This window comes from Geobacter psychrophilus (genome assembly GCF_056821595.1).
Genome location: NZ_JBXDTU010000004.1, coordinates 1,468,684 through 1,486,290, shown reverse-complemented (window position 1 = coordinate 1,486,290; position 17,607 = coordinate 1,468,684). Strand labels below are relative to the sequence as shown.

Annotated in this window: 17 protein-coding genes; 9 read left to right on the top strand and 8 right to left on the bottom strand. The window is 54.4% G+C overall.

Annotation, left to right across the window (positions count from 1 at the left end; genetic code table 11):
• From ACOCF6_RS09210 to rbr, 3 genes are all read right to left on the bottom strand, one after another.
• Positions 1-615: a response regulator transcription factor gene (locus tag ACOCF6_RS09210; RefSeq protein WP_482460091.1), complete on the bottom strand. Its 615-nt coding sequence runs from the start codon at positions 613-615 to the stop codon at positions 1-3.
• Complete coding sequence (locus ACOCF6_RS09205) at positions 612-5,075, bottom strand: PAS domain S-box protein (RefSeq protein WP_482460090.1); 4,464 nt, start codon at positions 5,073-5,075, stop codon at positions 612-614. The genes ACOCF6_RS09210 and ACOCF6_RS09205 overlap by 4 nt, the downstream gene beginning before the upstream one ends.
• Positions 5,076-5,284: 209 nt before the next feature.
• Positions 5,285-5,809, bottom strand: a complete 525-nt coding sequence (gene rbr / locus ACOCF6_RS09200; RefSeq protein WP_482460089.1) for a rubrerythrin — start codon at positions 5,807-5,809, stop codon at positions 5,285-5,287.
• A 224-nt stretch (positions 5,810-6,033) separates the two neighbouring features.
• On the opposite strand from rbr, the gene ACOCF6_RS09195 reads away from it, so the two are divergent.
• Positions 6,034-6,402: a response regulator gene (locus ACOCF6_RS09195; protein WP_482460088.1), complete on the top strand. Its 369-nt coding sequence runs from the start codon at positions 6,034-6,036 to the stop codon at positions 6,400-6,402.
• A gap of 86 nt (positions 6,403-6,488) precedes the next feature.
• On the top strand, positions 6,489-7,448 hold the full coding sequence (locus ACOCF6_RS09190; RefSeq protein ID WP_482460087.1) for a rhomboid family intramembrane serine protease: 960 nt from the start codon (positions 6,489-6,491) through the stop codon (positions 7,446-7,448).
• Here the strand turns inward: ACOCF6_RS09190 and draG are convergent.
• Positions 7,445-8,350, bottom strand: coding sequence for an ADP-ribosyl-[dinitrogen reductase] hydrolase (gene draG, locus ACOCF6_RS09185; protein ID WP_482460086.1), 906 nt, complete (start codon positions 8,348-8,350; stop codon positions 7,445-7,447). The genes ACOCF6_RS09190 and draG overlap by 4 nt on opposite strands.
• Positions 8,351-8,647: 297 nt before the next feature.
• Here draG and ACOCF6_RS09180 point away from each other — a divergent pair, with 297 nt between their 5' ends.
• The 7 genes from ACOCF6_RS09180 to ACOCF6_RS09150 are packed head-to-tail and all read left to right on the top strand — an operon-like array spanning position 8,648 to position 13,230.
• The gene (locus tag ACOCF6_RS09180) at positions 8,648-9,517 is read left to right on the top strand and encodes a radical SAM protein (protein ID WP_482460085.1); all 870 of its coding nucleotides are present in this window, start codon (positions 8,648-8,650) and stop codon (positions 9,515-9,517) included.
• Positions 9,502-10,338: a GNAT family N-acetyltransferase gene (locus ACOCF6_RS09175; RefSeq protein ID WP_482460084.1), complete on the top strand. Its 837-nt coding sequence runs from the start codon at positions 9,502-9,504 to the stop codon at positions 10,336-10,338. Before ACOCF6_RS09180 ends, ACOCF6_RS09175 begins: the two co-directional genes overlap by 16 nt.
• Positions 10,339-10,363: 25 nt before the next feature.
• Positions 10,364-11,509 (top strand): homocitrate synthase, encoded by a 1,146-nt coding sequence (gene nifV, locus ACOCF6_RS09170; protein ID WP_482460083.1) that lies wholly within the window; start codon positions 10,364-10,366, stop codon positions 11,507-11,509.
• Between the two features lie 12 nt (positions 11,510-11,521).
• A complete protein-coding gene (locus tag ACOCF6_RS09165) occupies positions 11,522-11,755 on the top strand; it encodes a hypothetical protein (protein ID WP_482460082.1) in 234 nt (77 codons plus the stop codon).
• A gap of 49 nt (positions 11,756-11,804) precedes the next feature.
• On the top strand, positions 11,805-12,095 hold the full coding sequence (locus ACOCF6_RS09160; protein ID WP_482460081.1) for a hypothetical protein: 291 nt from the start codon (positions 11,805-11,807) through the stop codon (positions 12,093-12,095).
• Positions 12,080-12,520, top strand: coding sequence for a macro domain-containing protein (locus ACOCF6_RS09155; RefSeq protein ID WP_482460080.1), 441 nt, complete (start codon positions 12,080-12,082; stop codon positions 12,518-12,520). Before ACOCF6_RS09160 ends, ACOCF6_RS09155 begins: the two co-directional genes overlap by 16 nt.
• A gap of 23 nt (positions 12,521-12,543) precedes the next feature.
• Positions 12,544-13,230, top strand: a complete 687-nt coding sequence (locus ACOCF6_RS09150) for a type 1 glutamine amidotransferase (RefSeq protein WP_482460079.1) — start codon at positions 12,544-12,546, stop codon at positions 13,228-13,230.
• A 21-nt stretch (positions 13,231-13,251) separates the two neighbouring features.
• Here the strand turns inward: ACOCF6_RS09150 and ACOCF6_RS09145 are convergent, their stop codons facing one another.
• The 4 genes from ACOCF6_RS09145 to ACOCF6_RS09130 form a co-directional block, all read right to left on the bottom strand.
• The gene (locus ACOCF6_RS09145; RefSeq protein ID WP_482460078.1) at positions 13,252-13,680 is read right to left on the bottom strand and encodes an FKBP-type peptidyl-prolyl cis-trans isomerase; all 429 of its coding nucleotides are present in this window, start codon (positions 13,678-13,680) and stop codon (positions 13,252-13,254) included.
• Between the two features lie 203 nt (positions 13,681-13,883).
• Positions 13,884-15,509 carry a methyl-accepting chemotaxis protein gene (locus ACOCF6_RS09140; RefSeq protein ID WP_482460077.1) on the bottom strand — a complete coding sequence of 542 codons (1,626 nt, stop codon included), beginning with the start codon at positions 15,507-15,509 and terminating at the stop codon, positions 13,884-13,886.
• 18 nt (positions 15,510-15,527) lie between these two features.
• A complete protein-coding gene (locus tag ACOCF6_RS09135) occupies positions 15,528-15,734 on the bottom strand; it encodes an Os1348 family NHLP clan protein (RefSeq protein ID WP_482460076.1) in 207 nt (68 codons plus the stop codon).
• A gap of 186 nt (positions 15,735-15,920) precedes the next feature.
• The gene (locus tag ACOCF6_RS09130) at positions 15,921-17,369 is read right to left on the bottom strand and encodes a sigma-54-dependent transcriptional regulator (protein WP_482460075.1); all 1,449 of its coding nucleotides are present in this window, start codon (positions 17,367-17,369) and stop codon (positions 15,921-15,923) included.
• Positions 17,370-17,607 lie beyond the last annotated feature (238 nt).

The window sequence follows — 17,607 nt, the reverse complement described above, 5'->3', positions numbered from 1 at the left end:
TTACCCTGATAATTCACCCGAATTTCTGAATCGTTCCAGCTGTTCTTCAGCGCAGTGCGGACAGATGCCATGGCTGAACCTGGCCTCGGAATGGTCGCTGATATACTGTTCCAACTGATTCCAGTCATCCTGATCATCCCTGATCTTTTTACAGTACGCGCAGATCGGAATTATTCCCTCCAGCTGCTTTACCCGATCCAGGGTACGGCGCAATGCCAGGATATTGTCTGAAAGGGTTTTCTGCAAAGCATTCATCCGGTACCCGACCGCTATCCTTGCACGCAGTTCGTCATTATCAAAGGGTTTCCCGACAAAATCGTCAGCACCGGCGTTAAGGGCACTCGCCGCAGAATCCTTGTCGCTGCGAGAGGTAATGATGATGGCATAATACGGATTGTCAGGTTCTCGCCTGCGCAGTCGTTGCACAATATCAGGTCCTTCCATGCCTGGCATCATCCAGTCGAGAATCACCAGCTGCGGATGATCCTGTTCGCCCAGAAGCCGCCAGGCTTCATCACCGTCACATGCCGTGATGACGTCATAGCCCCATTTGGTCAGCAGGGATTGCAGCATCAGGCGTGTCGGGGCATCATCCTCGGCGATCAGGACATTCATGTCGTGGCCTTCTCGTACGGTGTAATAAGCAGTTCCCGAATAGCGGCTTCTGCCTGTTCAAAACGCTGATCCAGATCCGTCAGCAGCTCTGCCGCTTTTTCCAGGTTATCGTCTTCGGCACAGGATTCAATCAAACGGGCTGTTTCAGACAGCAGCATCAAGGAGATGTTGGCCGCCGCCCCTTTCAGTTTATGTGCCGACTGGGAAAGTCCAACCGCATCCCCTGCTGCCAGTGCAGAGCGAATGGCCTGAATATATTCCTGGCGATGATTAACAAACATGCCGGCCACATCATGGGAAAGTTCAAGATCACCCATATTTCGCCTTACAAACGCCGCCCTGTCAAAAATTTCAGCATTTGCTTCGCTTGCTGGTACGTCAAAATCAGTTGTTGCCCCCGCAGAACCGCCGGTCGTCCATTTTTCAAGCATTGCCATGAGCTTTTCAAGTTCAAGGGGTTTGGACAGGTAATCATTCATCCCGGCCGCGAGGCAACAATCCTGGTCTTCCTGCATGGCTTTTGCTGTGATCGCAATCACCGGTATGGCATGATTTTTTACGGCCGAACCCGGATCCCGGATGGCGACTGTTGCGTCATAACCGCTCATCTTCGGCATCATGCAGTCCATCAACACCAGAGCATAGTCGTTGTTCTCCAGTAACTTCAGAGCCTCGCAGCCATTGTTGGCCACATCCACCTGATAACCGAATTTTACGAGGATTGCCCTGGTCACAAGCTGATTGGTCTGGTCATCCTCTACCAGGAGCAGGCGGGTTTTATTACTTCCGTCCCTTTCAAGTACCCTTGCAGGCATAACGGGGAGGTCAGGAGGGGGATTGGTGCGGTTTGTGCCCAGCGCCGAATCTTCCAGATCAACCGCATCATCTCCCCGGTCTTTCCCGTGAAAGACCCTCCGGGGCCTGAAGGACGGGAGCAGTTCTGCGGCCAGGGCCTGCTTCTCCATCACCACAGTAAACCAGAACGTTGCCCCTTCCCCTTCCCGGCTTTCTACGCCAACGCTGCCGCCCATCAACTCCGCAAGCTGACGCGAGATGGCCAGACCAAGACCCGAACCGCCGTAATTTCGGGTGGTGGAACTGTCTGCCTGGGTGAACAGCTCAAAAATCATTTCCTGTTTGTCTGCTGCAATGCCGATGCCGCTGTCGCGGATCTCGAAGCGCAGGGTTGTCAGTTGGACATTTTCGGATACCTTGCTGATGTGCACCGAAACTGAGCCGTTGGCAGTAAATTTGATGGCGTTGCCGACCAGGTTGTTAAATATCTGGCGCAGGCGACCTGCATCACCTGTTAACAGCAACGGAACATCAGGATCAATCACCATGTCCAGCTCCAGCCCTTTTTCCCGAGCGTTGTGGGAAAAGAGGTATAAAGCGTCGGATATCTCAGCCTGCAGATCAAAGTCTCTGGATTCAAACTCAATCATGTGTGCCTCGATTTTGGAGAAATCGAGGATGCCGCTGATCAACTGCATCAGATTTCTGCCGGACAGTTTGATCAGTTCGGCATATTTTCGTTGCTCCTCCGTCAATTCCGTATTCAGCAGAAGATCGGTCAGTCCGATGACGCCGTTCATGGGGGTGCGGATCTCGTGGCTCATGTTGGCCAGGAACTGGCTCTTGGTTGTGTTGGCGGCTTCGGCTTCATTTTTGGACTTGAGTAATTCCAGTTCCATCAGCGTGCGCTGTGTGATGTCATAGGCCGTGCCACTCGCGCCGATGATGTTACCCTGGTCATCGCTCATAAAGAGGGCATTGAACACCAGGTGGATTTCATTGCCGGACTTACCGATATAGGTGGTTTCATATCCACTGATCGAATTGCCTTCCCATATCCGGTTGAATTCGATCAGGTCACGTGCAGCCTGTTCCGGAGTCTGGAAGTCGCTGAATTTCCTGCCGAGCATCTCTTCAAGTTCATAGCCGAAGACCTGCTCCCAGGCAAGGTTGAGGAAGGTGTATCTCCCCTCTACGTCACATTGCCAGATCAGATCCTGCGATGTTTCGACCAGGGAGTGGTACAATGCTTCGGAATTTCTCAGTTTCTCCTCTGCAATCTTGCGTTCAGAGATGTCGCGGTGCAGGCACTGAATATAGGTCCCACCACCGAATGTGATCAGACTGGCCGACACCTCCAGCGGGAACACATGGCCATCCTTGTGGTAGTGCTGCACCTCGAAGGTCAGTGATTCGCCGGTCAATATTCGTTGCATCCTTTCGGGCGCCAAATTGGAGCACTCCGGTGTATCCAGGTCTTTCAGGCCCATACCGTTCATTTCCTGTACGTTGTAACCGTGCATCCGGGCAAATGACTCGTTGATCTCAATCAGTTCACCGGTAAGAGACAAGATAAAGATCCCTTCTCCTGCCTGACTGAACAAGGACCTGTAGCGCTTCTCGCTTTCCTTCAACGCTTCATCGGCCTGTTTTCGTTCGGTAATGTCCTGGATCATCCAGATGGAGCCTTCCTCTGGCATGTGCGAATTAACATGCTGGCTCACCATGTTGCACCAGATGAGAGAACCGTCTTTCTTTTTCATCTCAACAACGGTTGTAAAGACTCTGTTATTGGAAAGTGTATCGTAGCCCTCTTTTCCAATACGCTCGTAGGTGTCACTGTCGGCATAAAAGGCGGTTGTATTCATTCCCTCCGTTTCTCCGACTTCATATCCGAGAATTTTATCAAAGGCCGGATTGGCCAGTTGTACCTTTCGGTCCTTGAGAAAACATGCGCCTATCGGCATGGTGCTTAAAATGATCCTCTGCTCGTTGGTCAACTGTATAACCTGTTGCGTCCGTTCCTCTACCCGTTGTTCCAGTGATTCGTTGATATGTCTGGTCTCGATGAGTTGATCTGAGAGAGAATTTGCCATCTCCTTGAAATTGTTGATCAGATGGTTAGCCTCTTTGATTCCGCTTTCCGGCCAATGAATTTGTGCATCATCAGTTGCCAGTTTGGCCGGTAGTTCGTGAGTCAATGTGCTGAGTTGCCCCAGCGTACCAACTATCTTGCGGCTTATATACTCAGCCAGTGTCAGCGTCCCGAGTAAAATAAGGAACAGCAGGGTCAGCTTGCCGGTATATTGATCGTAGAGCGATTTCTGGAATGGCGCCACAGGCTGCTCCAGAATCAGCTTCCATTCTGCCAGGTCACCGATTGTAGTCTCAACGATGTAGAACGATTTTCTCCAGCGTTCGGAAATAGGGGTGCTGGGAGGCATCTTCGGCAACCACTGACTGACCCCTGCATCAAGATGTTTGATTGTCCCGATGCCGCGCACAAAGGGAGTCATAACCTTTTGATCGGTGCGGTTGGACATAATGACGTTGTGGTTTTTATCCAGAAGCGTGTAGAGCATGGAATTTTTCTCCGTGCTCTTGATGAGGTGTTCCCGAATCTGATCCAGGCTCAGCACCCCGGCGACGTAGCCGCCGTATCCTTCCTGAATAACCACCGGAACAAGAATCAAAACGACGGGCTTGGGAGTGCCGATCCTGGATAGGACAACTTCCGAGAGCAATGGTTTGAGCGTCTGTTTGAGCGTCGGGATGAAAGGCCGGTCAGCAAAATTTTTACCGATATTCCTTTGGCCCAGATCGTCGAGCAGGGGGAAATGGGCGGTGACGGTGGCTTCTCTGTCCAGCAAGACAACCCGCAGAAAATTGACATCCGACTTCTTTACCGTCTCCAGATAGGGCTGCATCTGCTGCGGAGATTTTGAAGCCGCCAGCTCTGCCAGATTGATAATGGCGCTTTTTCTGTTGATCACCCAGGTTTGCAGACGCAGGCTGATACGCTGGCTGTCATCGATCAATGCATTACGGATAGAGAGGTCAGTGTTGTTGAAATCGGTCCTGCTTCCAACTGCCAGCATGAGCAGGGTTGGGCACAATACGAAAAAAGTCAGCAGGTTGTACACAATCTCACTGTACGACGTCAGCGTCGAGCGTGAGCGGAGTGCATAACCGGTAAAAATCAGGCGTGCTACCAGGGTGTTGGCGATACCGTTCATCGCCTGTTTGATCATTGTAATGTTGGTGTTGCTGAAGGGAACATGCATGACGAGGTGATAGAAAATGTAGACCAGTGGCATGCCAATAATCAGCCAGAAGAGCGTATCAGCCAGAACCATCCCGATCTTGCGGCGTCCCATCAGCCAGCCGACAATTGCGACTTCTGCGGTCAGGATGATGATGGCGTAGGGATGGTTCCAGAGGATCCAGGTATAGCCGGCAATGATGGCAGCCGCTGGAATGCCCCGGCGCAGGCCGAAGAACTGCAGTGCCAGCATGGCAAAGATGCTGCCGAAAAGGAAGTCGATATTGAGGAAGATCGGAAATTTGAAATAGTTGCCGGCCAGCCCGGCGGTGATCAAGGCCAGGAGGAGGGGAATGCCGTATTTGTTGGGTATTGCGGAGTTGGTTGTCGGTGCTGCTGGCATGGCGACCCCTGAATACTCGGCACATTAAAAAACACTTGTTAGTGTATCGTCATTTTACGGGTTTGCAACCGGTAATATTGCAAAGTTTGAATGTCCTTGTTCTGGCGAAGATGGCAGCGCGGAAGCCTTGATTCCGGCCCGGAACGTCAAAGAGGCACTTTCCAATCGCGGGAAGCGCCCCTCTGGATGTCAGCGTCAGCGGGATCAGGTCAAATCATCTCGAAATAGGCCTGGGGATGCTTGCAGACCGGGCAGATTTTGAGGGCTTCTGTCCCTTCATGGATGTGGCCGCAGTTCATGCATTTCCAGGTGACCTTCTCGCTCTTGGAGAACACCGATCCGGCTTCCAGCTCTGCCAGCAGTTTGCTATAGCGTTCCTGGTGATGTTTCTCGATTTTGCCGATGGATTCAAACAAAAAGGCGATCTCTGCGAAGCCTTCTGCTTTTGCTTCGCGTGCCATGCGCGGGTACATATCGGTGTACTCTTCCGTTTCACCGGCGGCTGCAGCCCTCAGGTTGTCGGCGGTTGTCCCGACGCCCGAGAGGAGTTGAAAATGAAGCTTGGCATGCTCTTTTTCATTTTCGGCCGTTTCCAGGAAGATGGCGGCTATTTTTTCATAGCCTTCCTTTTTAGCTACTGATGCGAAGTAGGTGTATTTGTTGCGGGCCTGGGATTCCCCGGCAAACGCGTCCTTCAGGTTCTGTTCAGTTTTCGTCCCCTTGATGTCGGCCATGTAGGTATTCCTCCTGTTGATGGTTAAATTTCTGAACATCATAGCTGACAGCGGCATGTTTTGTAAAGGTCGGCTCTTCGGCCTGAAGCTTAATCAATTGCTAGGGGCGCTTCGAAATATAATTAGAGCTGTTCCTTGAGTTGGCCTGGTTATCAGGTATAATTTAAAAAGGTACGGAGACGGTCTTCACGATCACCAGGGTTGATGTTAGCCGGAGAAATGATATGTCGAACATATTAATTGTAGACGATGATATTCACCTGAGAGGGGTCTTGGAGCGTATGCTGACAATCAGGGGGCACCAGGTATTCTCGGCCGGAAACGGCAAGAGTGCCATCGAAATTGTCGAACATCAGCCGATTGATCTTGTTATTACCGACATTCTCATGCCGGACATGGACGGCTACGAACTGATCGGTGCCCTGCGCACGCGCCCCCAATCACCCCGCATTATCGCCATGTCGGGAGGTTCGGGAAAACTGGACAGTGATTATCTGCTGCGCGTGGCCCAGAGCCTGAAGGTCGACAAGCTCCTGGAAAAACCCCTCAATCTTGCGATTATCGATGCCGCTATTGCCGAGGTCCTGGGGTAGGGCCGGTTGAAAACAGATATACCAATCTGCGAATTAGTTGTCTGCAGCACTGGCATAATGGTACCGCAGTGATTATAGTGATGGGCATGGATTCACATCAACCTGTCAATGTGGCTGCCGAGATCCCCTGGCTGGAAATACCGCCGGAGGAGGTGACGCGTCATCCCAATACTGCCGCAACAAGCCAGCGCATCCGTCTTTGGGCGTTGACGCTGGATTCCCGTTCGATTCCCTGCCAGATTGACAGTCAGACCGGCTGGCGCCTGCTGGTGCCGCCCGAACAGTATGCGGCAGCCGTGTACGAGCTGCGCCGCTTTGAAGAGCTGAATCGCAACTGGCCACGGCCTGATCCCCCGCACCATCCCCTGACTGAGAATACCCTGGCAACCCTCTCGATCCTGATTCTTTTGGCGACATTTCACAATATTACCCAGCTCGATGTCACCCTGACCGGAATCTCCATGCCCGATTGGGTCGCCATCGGGAATGCCCAGGCAGCAAAAATTCTGGACGGACAGTGGTGGCGGGTTATCACGGCCCTGACCCTTCATGCCGACTGGGCACATTTGTCCAGCAATCTGGCTATCGGCGGGATATTTATTGTCTTTCTCTGCCGGGAACTCGGCTCGGGCCTGGCCTGGAGCCTACTGCTGGGGGCCGGTGCCCTCGGTAATCTGGTGAATGCCTTTGTGCAATCCGCCAACCATAGTTCGGTCGGTGCATCCACCGCCGTGTTCGGCGCGGTCGGTATCCTGGCGGCAATCAGCCTGGTGCGCTATCGGCGCAATCTCCGCATACGCTGGATGCTGCCGGTCGCTGCAGCCCTGGCGCTGCTGGCGCTGCTCGGTACCGAGGGCAAGAATACGGATCTGGGTGCGCACCTGTTCGGTTTTGTCTATGGTGGTTGTCTGGGGCTGATAACCGAATATCTGATAGGCCGGTATGGACGCCCCGGATGGCTGTTGAATGCCCTGCTGGCGCTGTCCAGCTTTGCTGTGGTGGCGGCAGCCTGGTGGGCGGCTGTGCTTAATAATGATATATTCTAGAATGTCCTCCCCACCGGACTGGTAGCAATCAGTCGCGCAACCATGGTCTCGATTTCGGCCAGTACCTTGACATCCAGCTTCTTTATCCAGCGTTTCGGTATGCCCTCCATTCCATAGTAGGCCCCCGCCAGCATCCCGCAGATGGCACCGGTCGTATCGGCATCACCTCCCTGATTGACCGTGCCTACCAGGCATTCCTCAAAGCTCTTCCCTCTGAAAAACCAGTGAAATACGGTCTGCATGGTATCCACCACATAGCCGGTGGCCAGTCCGCGATACGGTTCGAATACAAAGGTGGGGAACCGGATGGTCAGCCCGTCAACCTGGCGGCGCAAGCGGCTTTTTTCGGCGCCGCAGATCGCCAGGTGCAGCAGCCGTCCCAGACACAGGCAGGCGGCATCCGAGACCGGGTTGTTATGGGTGATGTGGGCCTGCTCGATAGTGTATTTTTTGAGCAGTTCTTCGTCGGGGAGTGAATAGAGTACCGCCGGCAAGATGCGCATGGCGGCCCCGTTTCCGGCATCCCATTCGTTGGGCGGTGATTCCAGCTGGCCATGCAGCATATAGGCACGGATCCCCTTGCGGCAGGTATCGCCGCAATCTATTGGGCGGGATTTGAGCCAGGCGGAAAAATTTTCGGCCACCGCCTCCAGCGACCAGGTCTGGTTTTTTACGATTGCCCGGGCGATGCAGAGCGCCATCTCGGTATCGTCAGTCACCTGTCCCGGTTTCAGACGCAGCCAGCCGCCGCCTACAATATCCCGGAATGTGCCGTATTTTGAGGCAATTTCCGAGGCGGTCATAAACTCGACCGTGGCACCCAGGGCATCGCCGATCGCCATGCCGATGAAGGCGGCGCGGGCTCTGTCGTAGATTTCTTCGGGGTTGTACTGATTGAACATTGGAACCTTTCCTGTAAATCCATTTAACACAGAGACACTGAGACACAGAGGGTATGCAATTCATAATCCAGATCATCTGCACAATTAACATGCAGATCCACGTTATGGTACGAGATAGAACGTAAACTTTCGCTTGCCGGATACCACTTCAAAAGCCCTGTTTCTCTGTGTCTCAGTGCCTCAGTGTTTAATTGAATCAAGGCTGGCACGCTCTATGCTGTTACCCTTACTGCAAAGGCAACGACGCCCGTGGGATTTATTCCCGTGGGCGTTTTTCATTTTTGGGAGGTAGATAACATGGCAACTGCATGTGAGATGAAGAACAAGATCCAGGGTCATCCCTGCTTTGGCGGCAATCACCACAAGAATGGCCGTATGCATCTGGCCGTGGCCCCCCAATGCAATATCAAATGCGGCTACTGTTCCCGCAAGCACGACTGTGCCAACGAATCCCGACCCGGTGTTACCAGCCGGCTGCTGACGCCGCAGGAGGCAATTGCCAAGGTACGCGAGGTGATGGCCAGTCCGGTGCTGGGGCCGATCATCAAGGTCGTCGGTATTGCCGGTCCCGGTGACCCGCTGGCTAACGAGGAGACCTTTGAAACCTTCCGCATGGTCAAGGAAGAGTTCCCGCAGCTGATGCTCTGCATGAGCACCAACGGCCTGCTGCTGCCGGAATCCATCGATCGCCTGTATGAACTGGGACTGCACAGCCTGACCGTTACCATAAACGCCATTGACCCGGAAATCGGTGCCCGGATCTACCGTCATGTCATCTATCACGGCCGGCACTACACCGGTGTGGAAGGTGCCAAAATCCTGATTGCCAACCAGTTCGAGGGTCTCAAGCGGGCCGGTGAACTGGGGCTGACCATCAAGGTCAACTCGGTCCTGGTGCCGGGCGTCAATGACGACCAGCTGCCGCTGATCGCCAAACGGGTCAAGGAGTTAGGTGCCTTCGTCATGAATATCATGCCGATCATTCCCCAGTCAGATCTGGCGCACATCATACCCCCCAGCGAGGAGCGGGTAGCAGAACTGCGCAAGGCCAATGAGGGCATTATCGGCCAGTTCGCCCACTGCAAGCAGTGTCGGGCCGATGCGGTCGGGCTGATCGGCCAGGATCTCAATATGACCATTGCAGAAGCCGCTTGTCCGACAGCATGACGATCGAGCCGTTTCGCGCGGATGATATTGAGCCCTTCCTGAAGCTGGCTGCAGCGGAAAACTGGGTGGCGGAACCGTGGGAGTTTCAGTTCCTGCTGTCCGGATTTCCGCAGGGATGCTTCGCGGCTCGCGGTGATAACGGACAAACAACAGGTTTTGTGACTGCACTGCGTCATGAAGGCAGCGGCTGGATCGGCAATCTGATCGTTTCAGCAGAGTATCGCGGGCAGGGGATCGGCGAAAGACTGTTTGCCAGGGTTCTGGAGACGTTGCGGGCAGCAGGTGTGGAAACAATCTGGCTGACCGCCTCCAAATCGGGCCAGTCGCTCTATGAAAAGCATGGGTTTACCCGCATTGACACGATTATCCGCTGGGTCGGGACAGGTCGCCAACGCCACGCAGCCCCGTGCGGGACGCAGGAACAGGCAGGTTTGAGCGTTGCGTCATATGATCTGGACGCCCACGTCTGGGGTGATCGCCGTTCAACACTGCTTCAAGCAACGGCAGGTCGCGGCAGACTGCTGCAGGATGATTCAGGTTTCATCGTGCTGCAGCCGTGCCGCGATACCGTGCAGTTCGGGCCGTTTTCATCAATCGATGCCGGCAGTGCGGAGCACTTGTTTGATGCTGCTGCCGGAAGGGTCGCTAAAGGAACAAAGCTGCTGCTGGATGCCCCGGTATCGAACCGATCGGCACTGCGGCTCTTCAACCGCAGAAACATGAGAATTGCCGGCAGTAATTCTCTTATGTATGCGGGAAAGAGGCCGGATTACCGGCCGGAGCAGATTTACGGGCTGGCAACCATGGGAAGCTGCGGATAGCATCGAAGGTCAAGAGGAGGACAATATGACCGTACACCAGAACATTATCATTGACGATACCACCCTGCGTGACGGCGAACAGACCGCCGGGGTGGTCTTCTCCAAACGCGAAAAAACCGCCATTGCCCGCATGCTGGACTCCATCGGCGTGGGGGAGATCGAATGCGGCATTCCTGCCATGGGCAAGGAGGAGCAGGATTCCATCCGTACCCTGGTAGATCTGGGGTTGAACGCCCGCCTGATTACCTGGAACCGGGCGCTGGTGCCTGAAATCAAGGCTAGTATGGACTGTGGCGTGCAGGCGGTCGACATCTCGCTGTCGGTGTCCGACCAGATGATCGTCCATAAGCTGCGCAAAGACCGTGAAGCGGTCAAGGAGCAGCTGAAGGTGGCCCTGGGTTTTGCCAAGCAGCATGATCTTTACGTCTCGGTGGGCGGCGAGGATGCCAGTCGGGCCGATCTGACTTTCCTGGTGGAGTTGATGGAGATTACCCGCGCCCTGGGGGGCGATCGTTTCCGTTTCTGCGATACGCTGGGGATTATGGACCCCTTCAGCATGTTCGACAAGGTGGCCTTTCTGAGGCAGGCGGTGCCCGAGGTTGATATCGAGGTCCACACCCACAACGACCTGGGCATGGCCACGGCCAATGCCATCGCCGGTATCCGTGCCGGGGCGCGTTTTGTCAACACCACGGTCAACGGCCTGGGGGAGCGCGCTGGCAACGCCGCGCTGGAGGAGGTGGTCATGGGACTCAAACATGCCTGCGGTATTGAAACCGGCATCGATACCCACCGTTTCCGCGAGATGTCGCTGTTTGTCGCCAAGGCATCCCACCGTCCGCTGTCGGTTTCCAAGCCGGTGGTCGGCGAACGGGTCTATTCCCATGAGTCCGGTCTGCATGCCGATGGGATTATAAAAAACCCCAGCAATTATGAAGGGTACGATCCGGCCGAGGTGGGCATGACCCGTAGCATCGTGGTGGGAAAACATTCCGGTACCGGCGGCCTGATCGAACGCTATCGCAGCATGGGAATCTCGGTCGACCGCACCCATGCCGAACCGCTGCTTGAACGGACGCGCGCCATGTCGTGCAAACGGAAACGTGACCTGACCAACTGTGAATTGATGGGCATCTATCTGGAAAATGAATCACTGCCTAAAGCCGCCTGAGGAGGAAACATCATGTGTGAAGCAGGAACGAATTTCGTACCGATTGCCGAGGCAGCGCTGCTTCTGGAAACAACCGAGATGCGGGTGCTGATGATGCTCAAGAAAAACGAACTGCAGGGCAAGGTTGAGGATGAGGCCTGGTACGTGGACCGTTCTTCGCTGAAGCTGTGTGACAAGCCCAAGGCAGCGGATATTGTCAAACCCGGCTGTGGTGGCGGTTGCGGCAGCGGTTGCGGCGGGCATTGAGCTTAAAATCAATGCATCCACCACGGAGGACGCTCTTTTGGAGGTAGTTATGCCCGTTATAATCAAAGCCTCAGATCTCAAATTCAGATATCCCCGTGATGTTGCCAATCGGGATGAGCCAAAGTTTGTTGGCCTGCCCGACCCCGCGCCGTTCAACCGCCATGATCTCTACGAGATCCTGCCGTTGCTGTCAGCCGTCATGAACGAGTTGAAGAGCAATGATGGAGAGGTGCTGCATCTGGTGGAGGATATCCTCAACGTTATGCCGAGTTTCATAACAACCCGAGGAGAAGTGTTCGATTATTTGCGTGGCTCAGCTGTGGAATGCTTGAAACAGTAGGGGATATCTGGGAATACGCCGCAACCGGTGTTATTGCTATCACGACCAACGGCTCGCTGACTCGCGACGGCCGGGCAATCTTCGGGAAGGGAGTGGCGAAACAAGCGGCACTTCGTTGTCCTGAACTTGCCAAAACATTGGGCAGCCTTCTTGCGGACCAGGGAAACCATGTATTCTACGTGGGGCATGGAATTGTTTCGTTTCCTGTTGAGGAAACTCCGTGGTCACTCCCCGACTTGCGGATCATTGCCCGTTCGGCACAAGAACTTCGATATTTGGCGGATTGTTCGGGCTGGCGGCAGGTTGTTGTACCGAGGCCCGGTTGCGGTGGCGGTGGTCTGGCGTGGAATGATGTAAAACCCTTGCTGGAAGCTTGCTTTGATGGCCGTTTTCTTGTAATCAGTCAATGCGATGCAACCAGATAATTCGAACGGAAACAGGGCCAGTTATGAAGAGGATGCTGCATATCATCCAGAATGATCCCGAAGTACCCCCAGGCAACATAGTTGATCACCTCACCATTCCCTTTGTCGTTCACCACCCGTATTGTGATGGCTGTCTGCCCGATCCGGGACAGATCTCGGCTATGATCGTCATGGGAGGCGCGATGGGGGCCAATGATGACCAGCGCAATCCCTTTCTCAGCAATCTGAAAGACCTGATCCAATCGGTCGTGGCTGCCCGGATCCCCTATCTAGGCGTCTGTCTGGGCGGGCAACTGCTGGCGGCTGCTCTCGGTGCCAGGGTTGTGTCCAATCGCTGGGAGGAACTTGGAACATTGGATGTCTCACTAACGCAGGAGGGTAAAGAGGATCGGCTTTTCATTGGTCTTCCGGAGCGCATTGGTACGTTTCAGTGGCACCATGACAGTTTTGATATTCCCGCTGGCGGTGTAGTGCTGGCAACCTCAGCTGTCTGTCCCCATCAGGCCTTTCGGGTGGGGGCATCTGCCTGGGGACTGCAGTTTCATCCCGAGGTGACGGAAACCATAATCCGTGACTGGTGTGCCTGGGATCGTTCAACGCAGGCACGGGCGGAAGAGCTTGTGGACGCCTTCATGGACGGAGCTGAGCGCTATCAAGCTACCGCACGGCAGCTCGTGAACAATTTTCTGACGATATCAAGGTTGCAATGAATTATTAATTCACTCCTCCCATTACCCCACCTGTTCGACCTTCAGTGCAAAGGTTAAATCCAAACCTGCCAACGGATGATTGCCGTCCAGGGTCACTTCGCCTTCACCCACCGCTGTCACCATCATGATCCGGGATACCCCCCCCTTGAACTCGATGCTTAATTTTTGACCAACAGCGATCTCTTTCCCGGCAGGGAAGGTCTCCCGGGACACGCTGACGATGTTTTCCTTCCGACGGGGACCATAGGCCTCTTCGGCTGTGAGCAGGATGTTCTTCACCTCTCCGGCCCGCATGCCAATGATGGCCTGCTCCAGAGCAGGAAATACCTGCCCGGCACCGATGGTAAAGGTCTGGGGACCGTGCTCTTCGGTGCTGTGAAAGATTCGCCCGTTATCCAGTGTGCCGATATAGCTGATAGTAACGGTGCTGCCTGTCTCTGCTTGAATCATACGTAGTATCTCCCTCTCAGATCTACTACTTGTTTGCAACTTTGCTGCCGGATTTGACCAGTAACCTGGATGTTTGATGATAATACTTTATTCTCCTGATCGACATTCACTTTATTGAATCCCGCTGTGGCTCTCCCTTTCTTCATCCGAGAACTTCTGTCAGCCAGCACTCGATTCTGTTTTCAGGGCCGAGTCAATGATATTTACAATTTGAACTGCCGCACCAAGCGCTGCAACTCTTCGGCATTTCCGCTCAATTGAGCTGCCGCCGTGGCCGATTCTTGTGCGCCGTGGGAGGTCTGCTGCACCACATCGGTGATCTGCTGCATGTTGCTGGAGATCTCGCTGGTAGTGGCTGTTTGCTCTTCAGCGGCGGTGGCGATTTGGTTGACCTGCATGGCGACGTCATTGATCTGTTCCAGGATGTCGCGCAAAGCTGCACCGGATTTGGCCGCTTCGCCGGTGCCGGCTGCCACCTGCTGGACACCCTGCTCCATGGCGGCGACAGCCCCCTTGGTCTCCTTCTGGATGGCCTTGATCATCTCGCCGATCTCCTTGGTGGCTCTCGTCGTGCGTTCAGCCAGGGCGCGCACCTCATCGGCAACAACCGCAAAGCCCCGCCCCTGCTCACCGGCACGGGCCGCCTCAATGGCTGCATTCAAGGCCAACAGGTTTGTCTGGTCGGCAATGTCCTCGATTGTGCCGATGATCGTGCCGATCTGGTCGCTGCGCTCTCCCAGACTCTCCACCGTTTTGGCCGATACCTGAACCTTCTCGGCTATCTGCCCCATGACAAAAACCGTCTTGTCGACGACTTCAGCTCCATTCCGTGCGGCTTTGGATGCCCGCTGGGCTCCTTCAGCAGCGCCCTGGCAGTTCTGGGCGATATCGCCAGATGTGGCCGACATCTCTTCGCCGGCGGTGGCAACGGTACTGGCCTGGGCCGCCACCTCCTCGGCGCCGGTAGCAATCCGTTCGGCGGTGGAATGGAGCTGGCTGCTGGCTGCGGCCACCTGGGACGAAGTTGAAGAGACCTGGCCGATGATGGAGCGCAGGTTCCCGGTCATATTCTTCATCGCCAGCATGACGCTTCCTTGATCTTGTTCATCCGTCCGGACGAAAACGGTAAGATCGCCTCCGGCAACCGCCTCGGCAATCTCACGGACATCCGCCGGTTCGCCGCCAAGTTCCCGGATGATCCCCCTGATTATGAACGTCGCATACAGTATCGAACCGAGCATACCGGCAATAATCAGGATAATGCTCACTGTTTTACCCTTTTTGTAGAGTGAGTCGCTATCGTCATAAACCTTTTTAGCTACTACCAGCTGGACATTGACCAGAGCAGAGATCTTGTCCCCCAGCGGGTCTATGGCTGGATACATTTCGCTGATGGTAAAGGCGGCGAGCCCTTCCTTATCCTCTTTTGCCAGCAACCCCCGCAGTTTGGCCACCGCTTCATCCGCCTTTTTCATCAGCGGCGTGATCTCATCGACCAGTTTTTTCTCTTCCGGCACCAGGGTGGTGGCCAGATATGCCTTCCACTTATCGCTGACAGTCTTCAGCGCCTCGTCCACGTTCTTGCGCCCTTCACTCCAATTAAGGCCACCATTGCGCACCTTGTGGGAGGTGTCGACGATATTGACGGCATACATGTCGGAGATGACCTTGAGTTGTTCCAGCGGCACAACTCGATCATTGTAGACCGTGTCCAGCCCATTGTTGCTTGATTTTGCCACAAAGAACCCGACCACGCCGACTATGATCAGAACAATCGACATGACTCCCACTACAGAATACAGCTTGGTCCGTACCTTTGTCTTTTTCATGGCTCTTGCTCCTTTGGTTTATTTTCTCCTGATGGAATCATCAAGGGTTTCTGCAACCAGGCCGAACTGCGGGAAATCGATGTTACGCAGAAGCGCAATCTCCGCTGCCGAAAGGACAATCCCCACCTTGCCAACGGCATATTCCAGCGAGTTTGCGGCCTTTGCCCTGAACTCCGCATCGGTAATGATCCTGCCCAGAAAACGCTCGACTTCTAATTGAGACATACCGTACCCCCTTTTCCCCTGCGTCCCTGAATGGGACGATGCATTGATGATTGAAGCTTGTGGGGATAGTAGCTACAGTAATAGTGCCAATTCTGAAACATGTGTAATTCAGACAGGTTATCAGTTTGTGAGGGTGTAAAGGTGTCCCTGTTTGGGACAAGGTGTGACGGTGGGGGACAGGTCTGGCTAGCGGTAGAACATCTTACGGTTGACCTTGAGCAGTGCCGCGGCCTGGGATTTATTGCCGTTGCAGCGCTGGAGGGCAATATCAAGGATCTTGGCGGTTATGCTGTCAAGGGAGAGCTCCTCCGGAGAAATGGTAACAAGGAAGTCAATGGTGTGTGTGTCGACATTTTCCGCTAACGGCACGGCGGCAGTGAGGCGGAGATGTTCGGGTCTGATGAGCTCGTCGGAGACCATGATGGCGGCATATTCAATAATGTTATGCAGTTCGCGGACATTGCCCGGCCAGGAATAGGAAACCAGCAGATCCATGGCCTTTTTAGAGACACCCGGAAGTGCTTTGCCCTGGTGTTGGCGGAAGATGCCGAGAAAAAAGTCTACCAGGGAAGGTATGTCTTCTTTTCGCTCCCGAAGGGGGGGGATGGCAATGGGGACAACATTGATGCGGTGGAAAAGATCTTCCCTGAATGTGCCCTGCCTGACCATCTCGGCCAGATTGCGATGGGTTGCTACGATTATCCGGAAATCAGCAGGCAAGGGTGTATTGGCCCCTACCTTTTCGTAACTCCTTTCCTCCAGCACCCGCAATAGCTTGGCCTGGAGCGGCAGAGGCATGTCACCGATCTCGTCCAGGAGCACTGTCCCGCCACGCGCCAGGCTGAACTTTCCCTCCCGATCCCGCTCGGCCCCGGTGAAGGCCCCGCGCACATGGCCGAACAGTTCGCTTTCCAGCAGCGACTCCGGTATCGCGGCGCAATTAACCGCCACAAAGCTGTTGGGCAGACAGCCGGACTCGAAATGTATCGCCCGTGCCAGCACTTCTTTGCCGGCCCCGCTTTCACCGGTCAGGCTTATGGTGGTTTTGGGTGACGCCGTGACCCGGGCGGCCAGTTCCAGAGCTTGTCGCATGGCCGGAGACTGCGTGATGATGTTGTGGAAATTATAATGTTCGTGGAAATGCTCCCGCTGCTTGTGGACAATGTCCTTGAGTTCCCGGTTTTCCCGCATCAACAGGTACTGCTGCATGGCCAGATTGACGGTCAGGCGCAGATCCTCATCTATCCACGGCTTGGTGATGAACCTGAATACCGCTCCATCCACGATCGCTCCCATAATGGAGTTCACATCGGCAAAGCCGGTCAGCATGATCCGGATCGTTTCGGGATAATTTTCCCGCACAGTCTTGAGCAGTTCGGCGCCGGTCATCCCCGGCATGCGATGGTCGCTGATAATGAGCTGCACCGAATGATTTTCCATGATTTCGAGCGCCTTGGCGGCCGAGTTTGCCGTGAGAATGGTGTAGTTCTCATTCATGAAAATGCGGCGCAGCGAATTGAGCACGTTATCGTCGTCATCTACGAGCAGGAGGGTTAAGGCCGCCTCGCCGGGCGCTGCTTCTGGGAGTGGAGTTTCGCTGGAAGTGTTTGTGCCGTTATTTCTGTTCAGTGACATGCGCTATTCGCCTCCGTTGATGTGGCCGTTGAGTCGGCGTCCCGTTTATACAGTTTACCTGCTCAGTCGCAATGATGTTTCATTGTTAATGTTGTTGCTGTGTCCGGTCTACGAGGTTATTTATAGTACCAGCATTTCATAAATGCGCTACTTCAAACGGAGAGGTTTCTTCTCTGCAAGTTGCTTGAAATTATCACCACTAACTACCGGATTTCCTGTCTGTTGTTTGATATTCCTT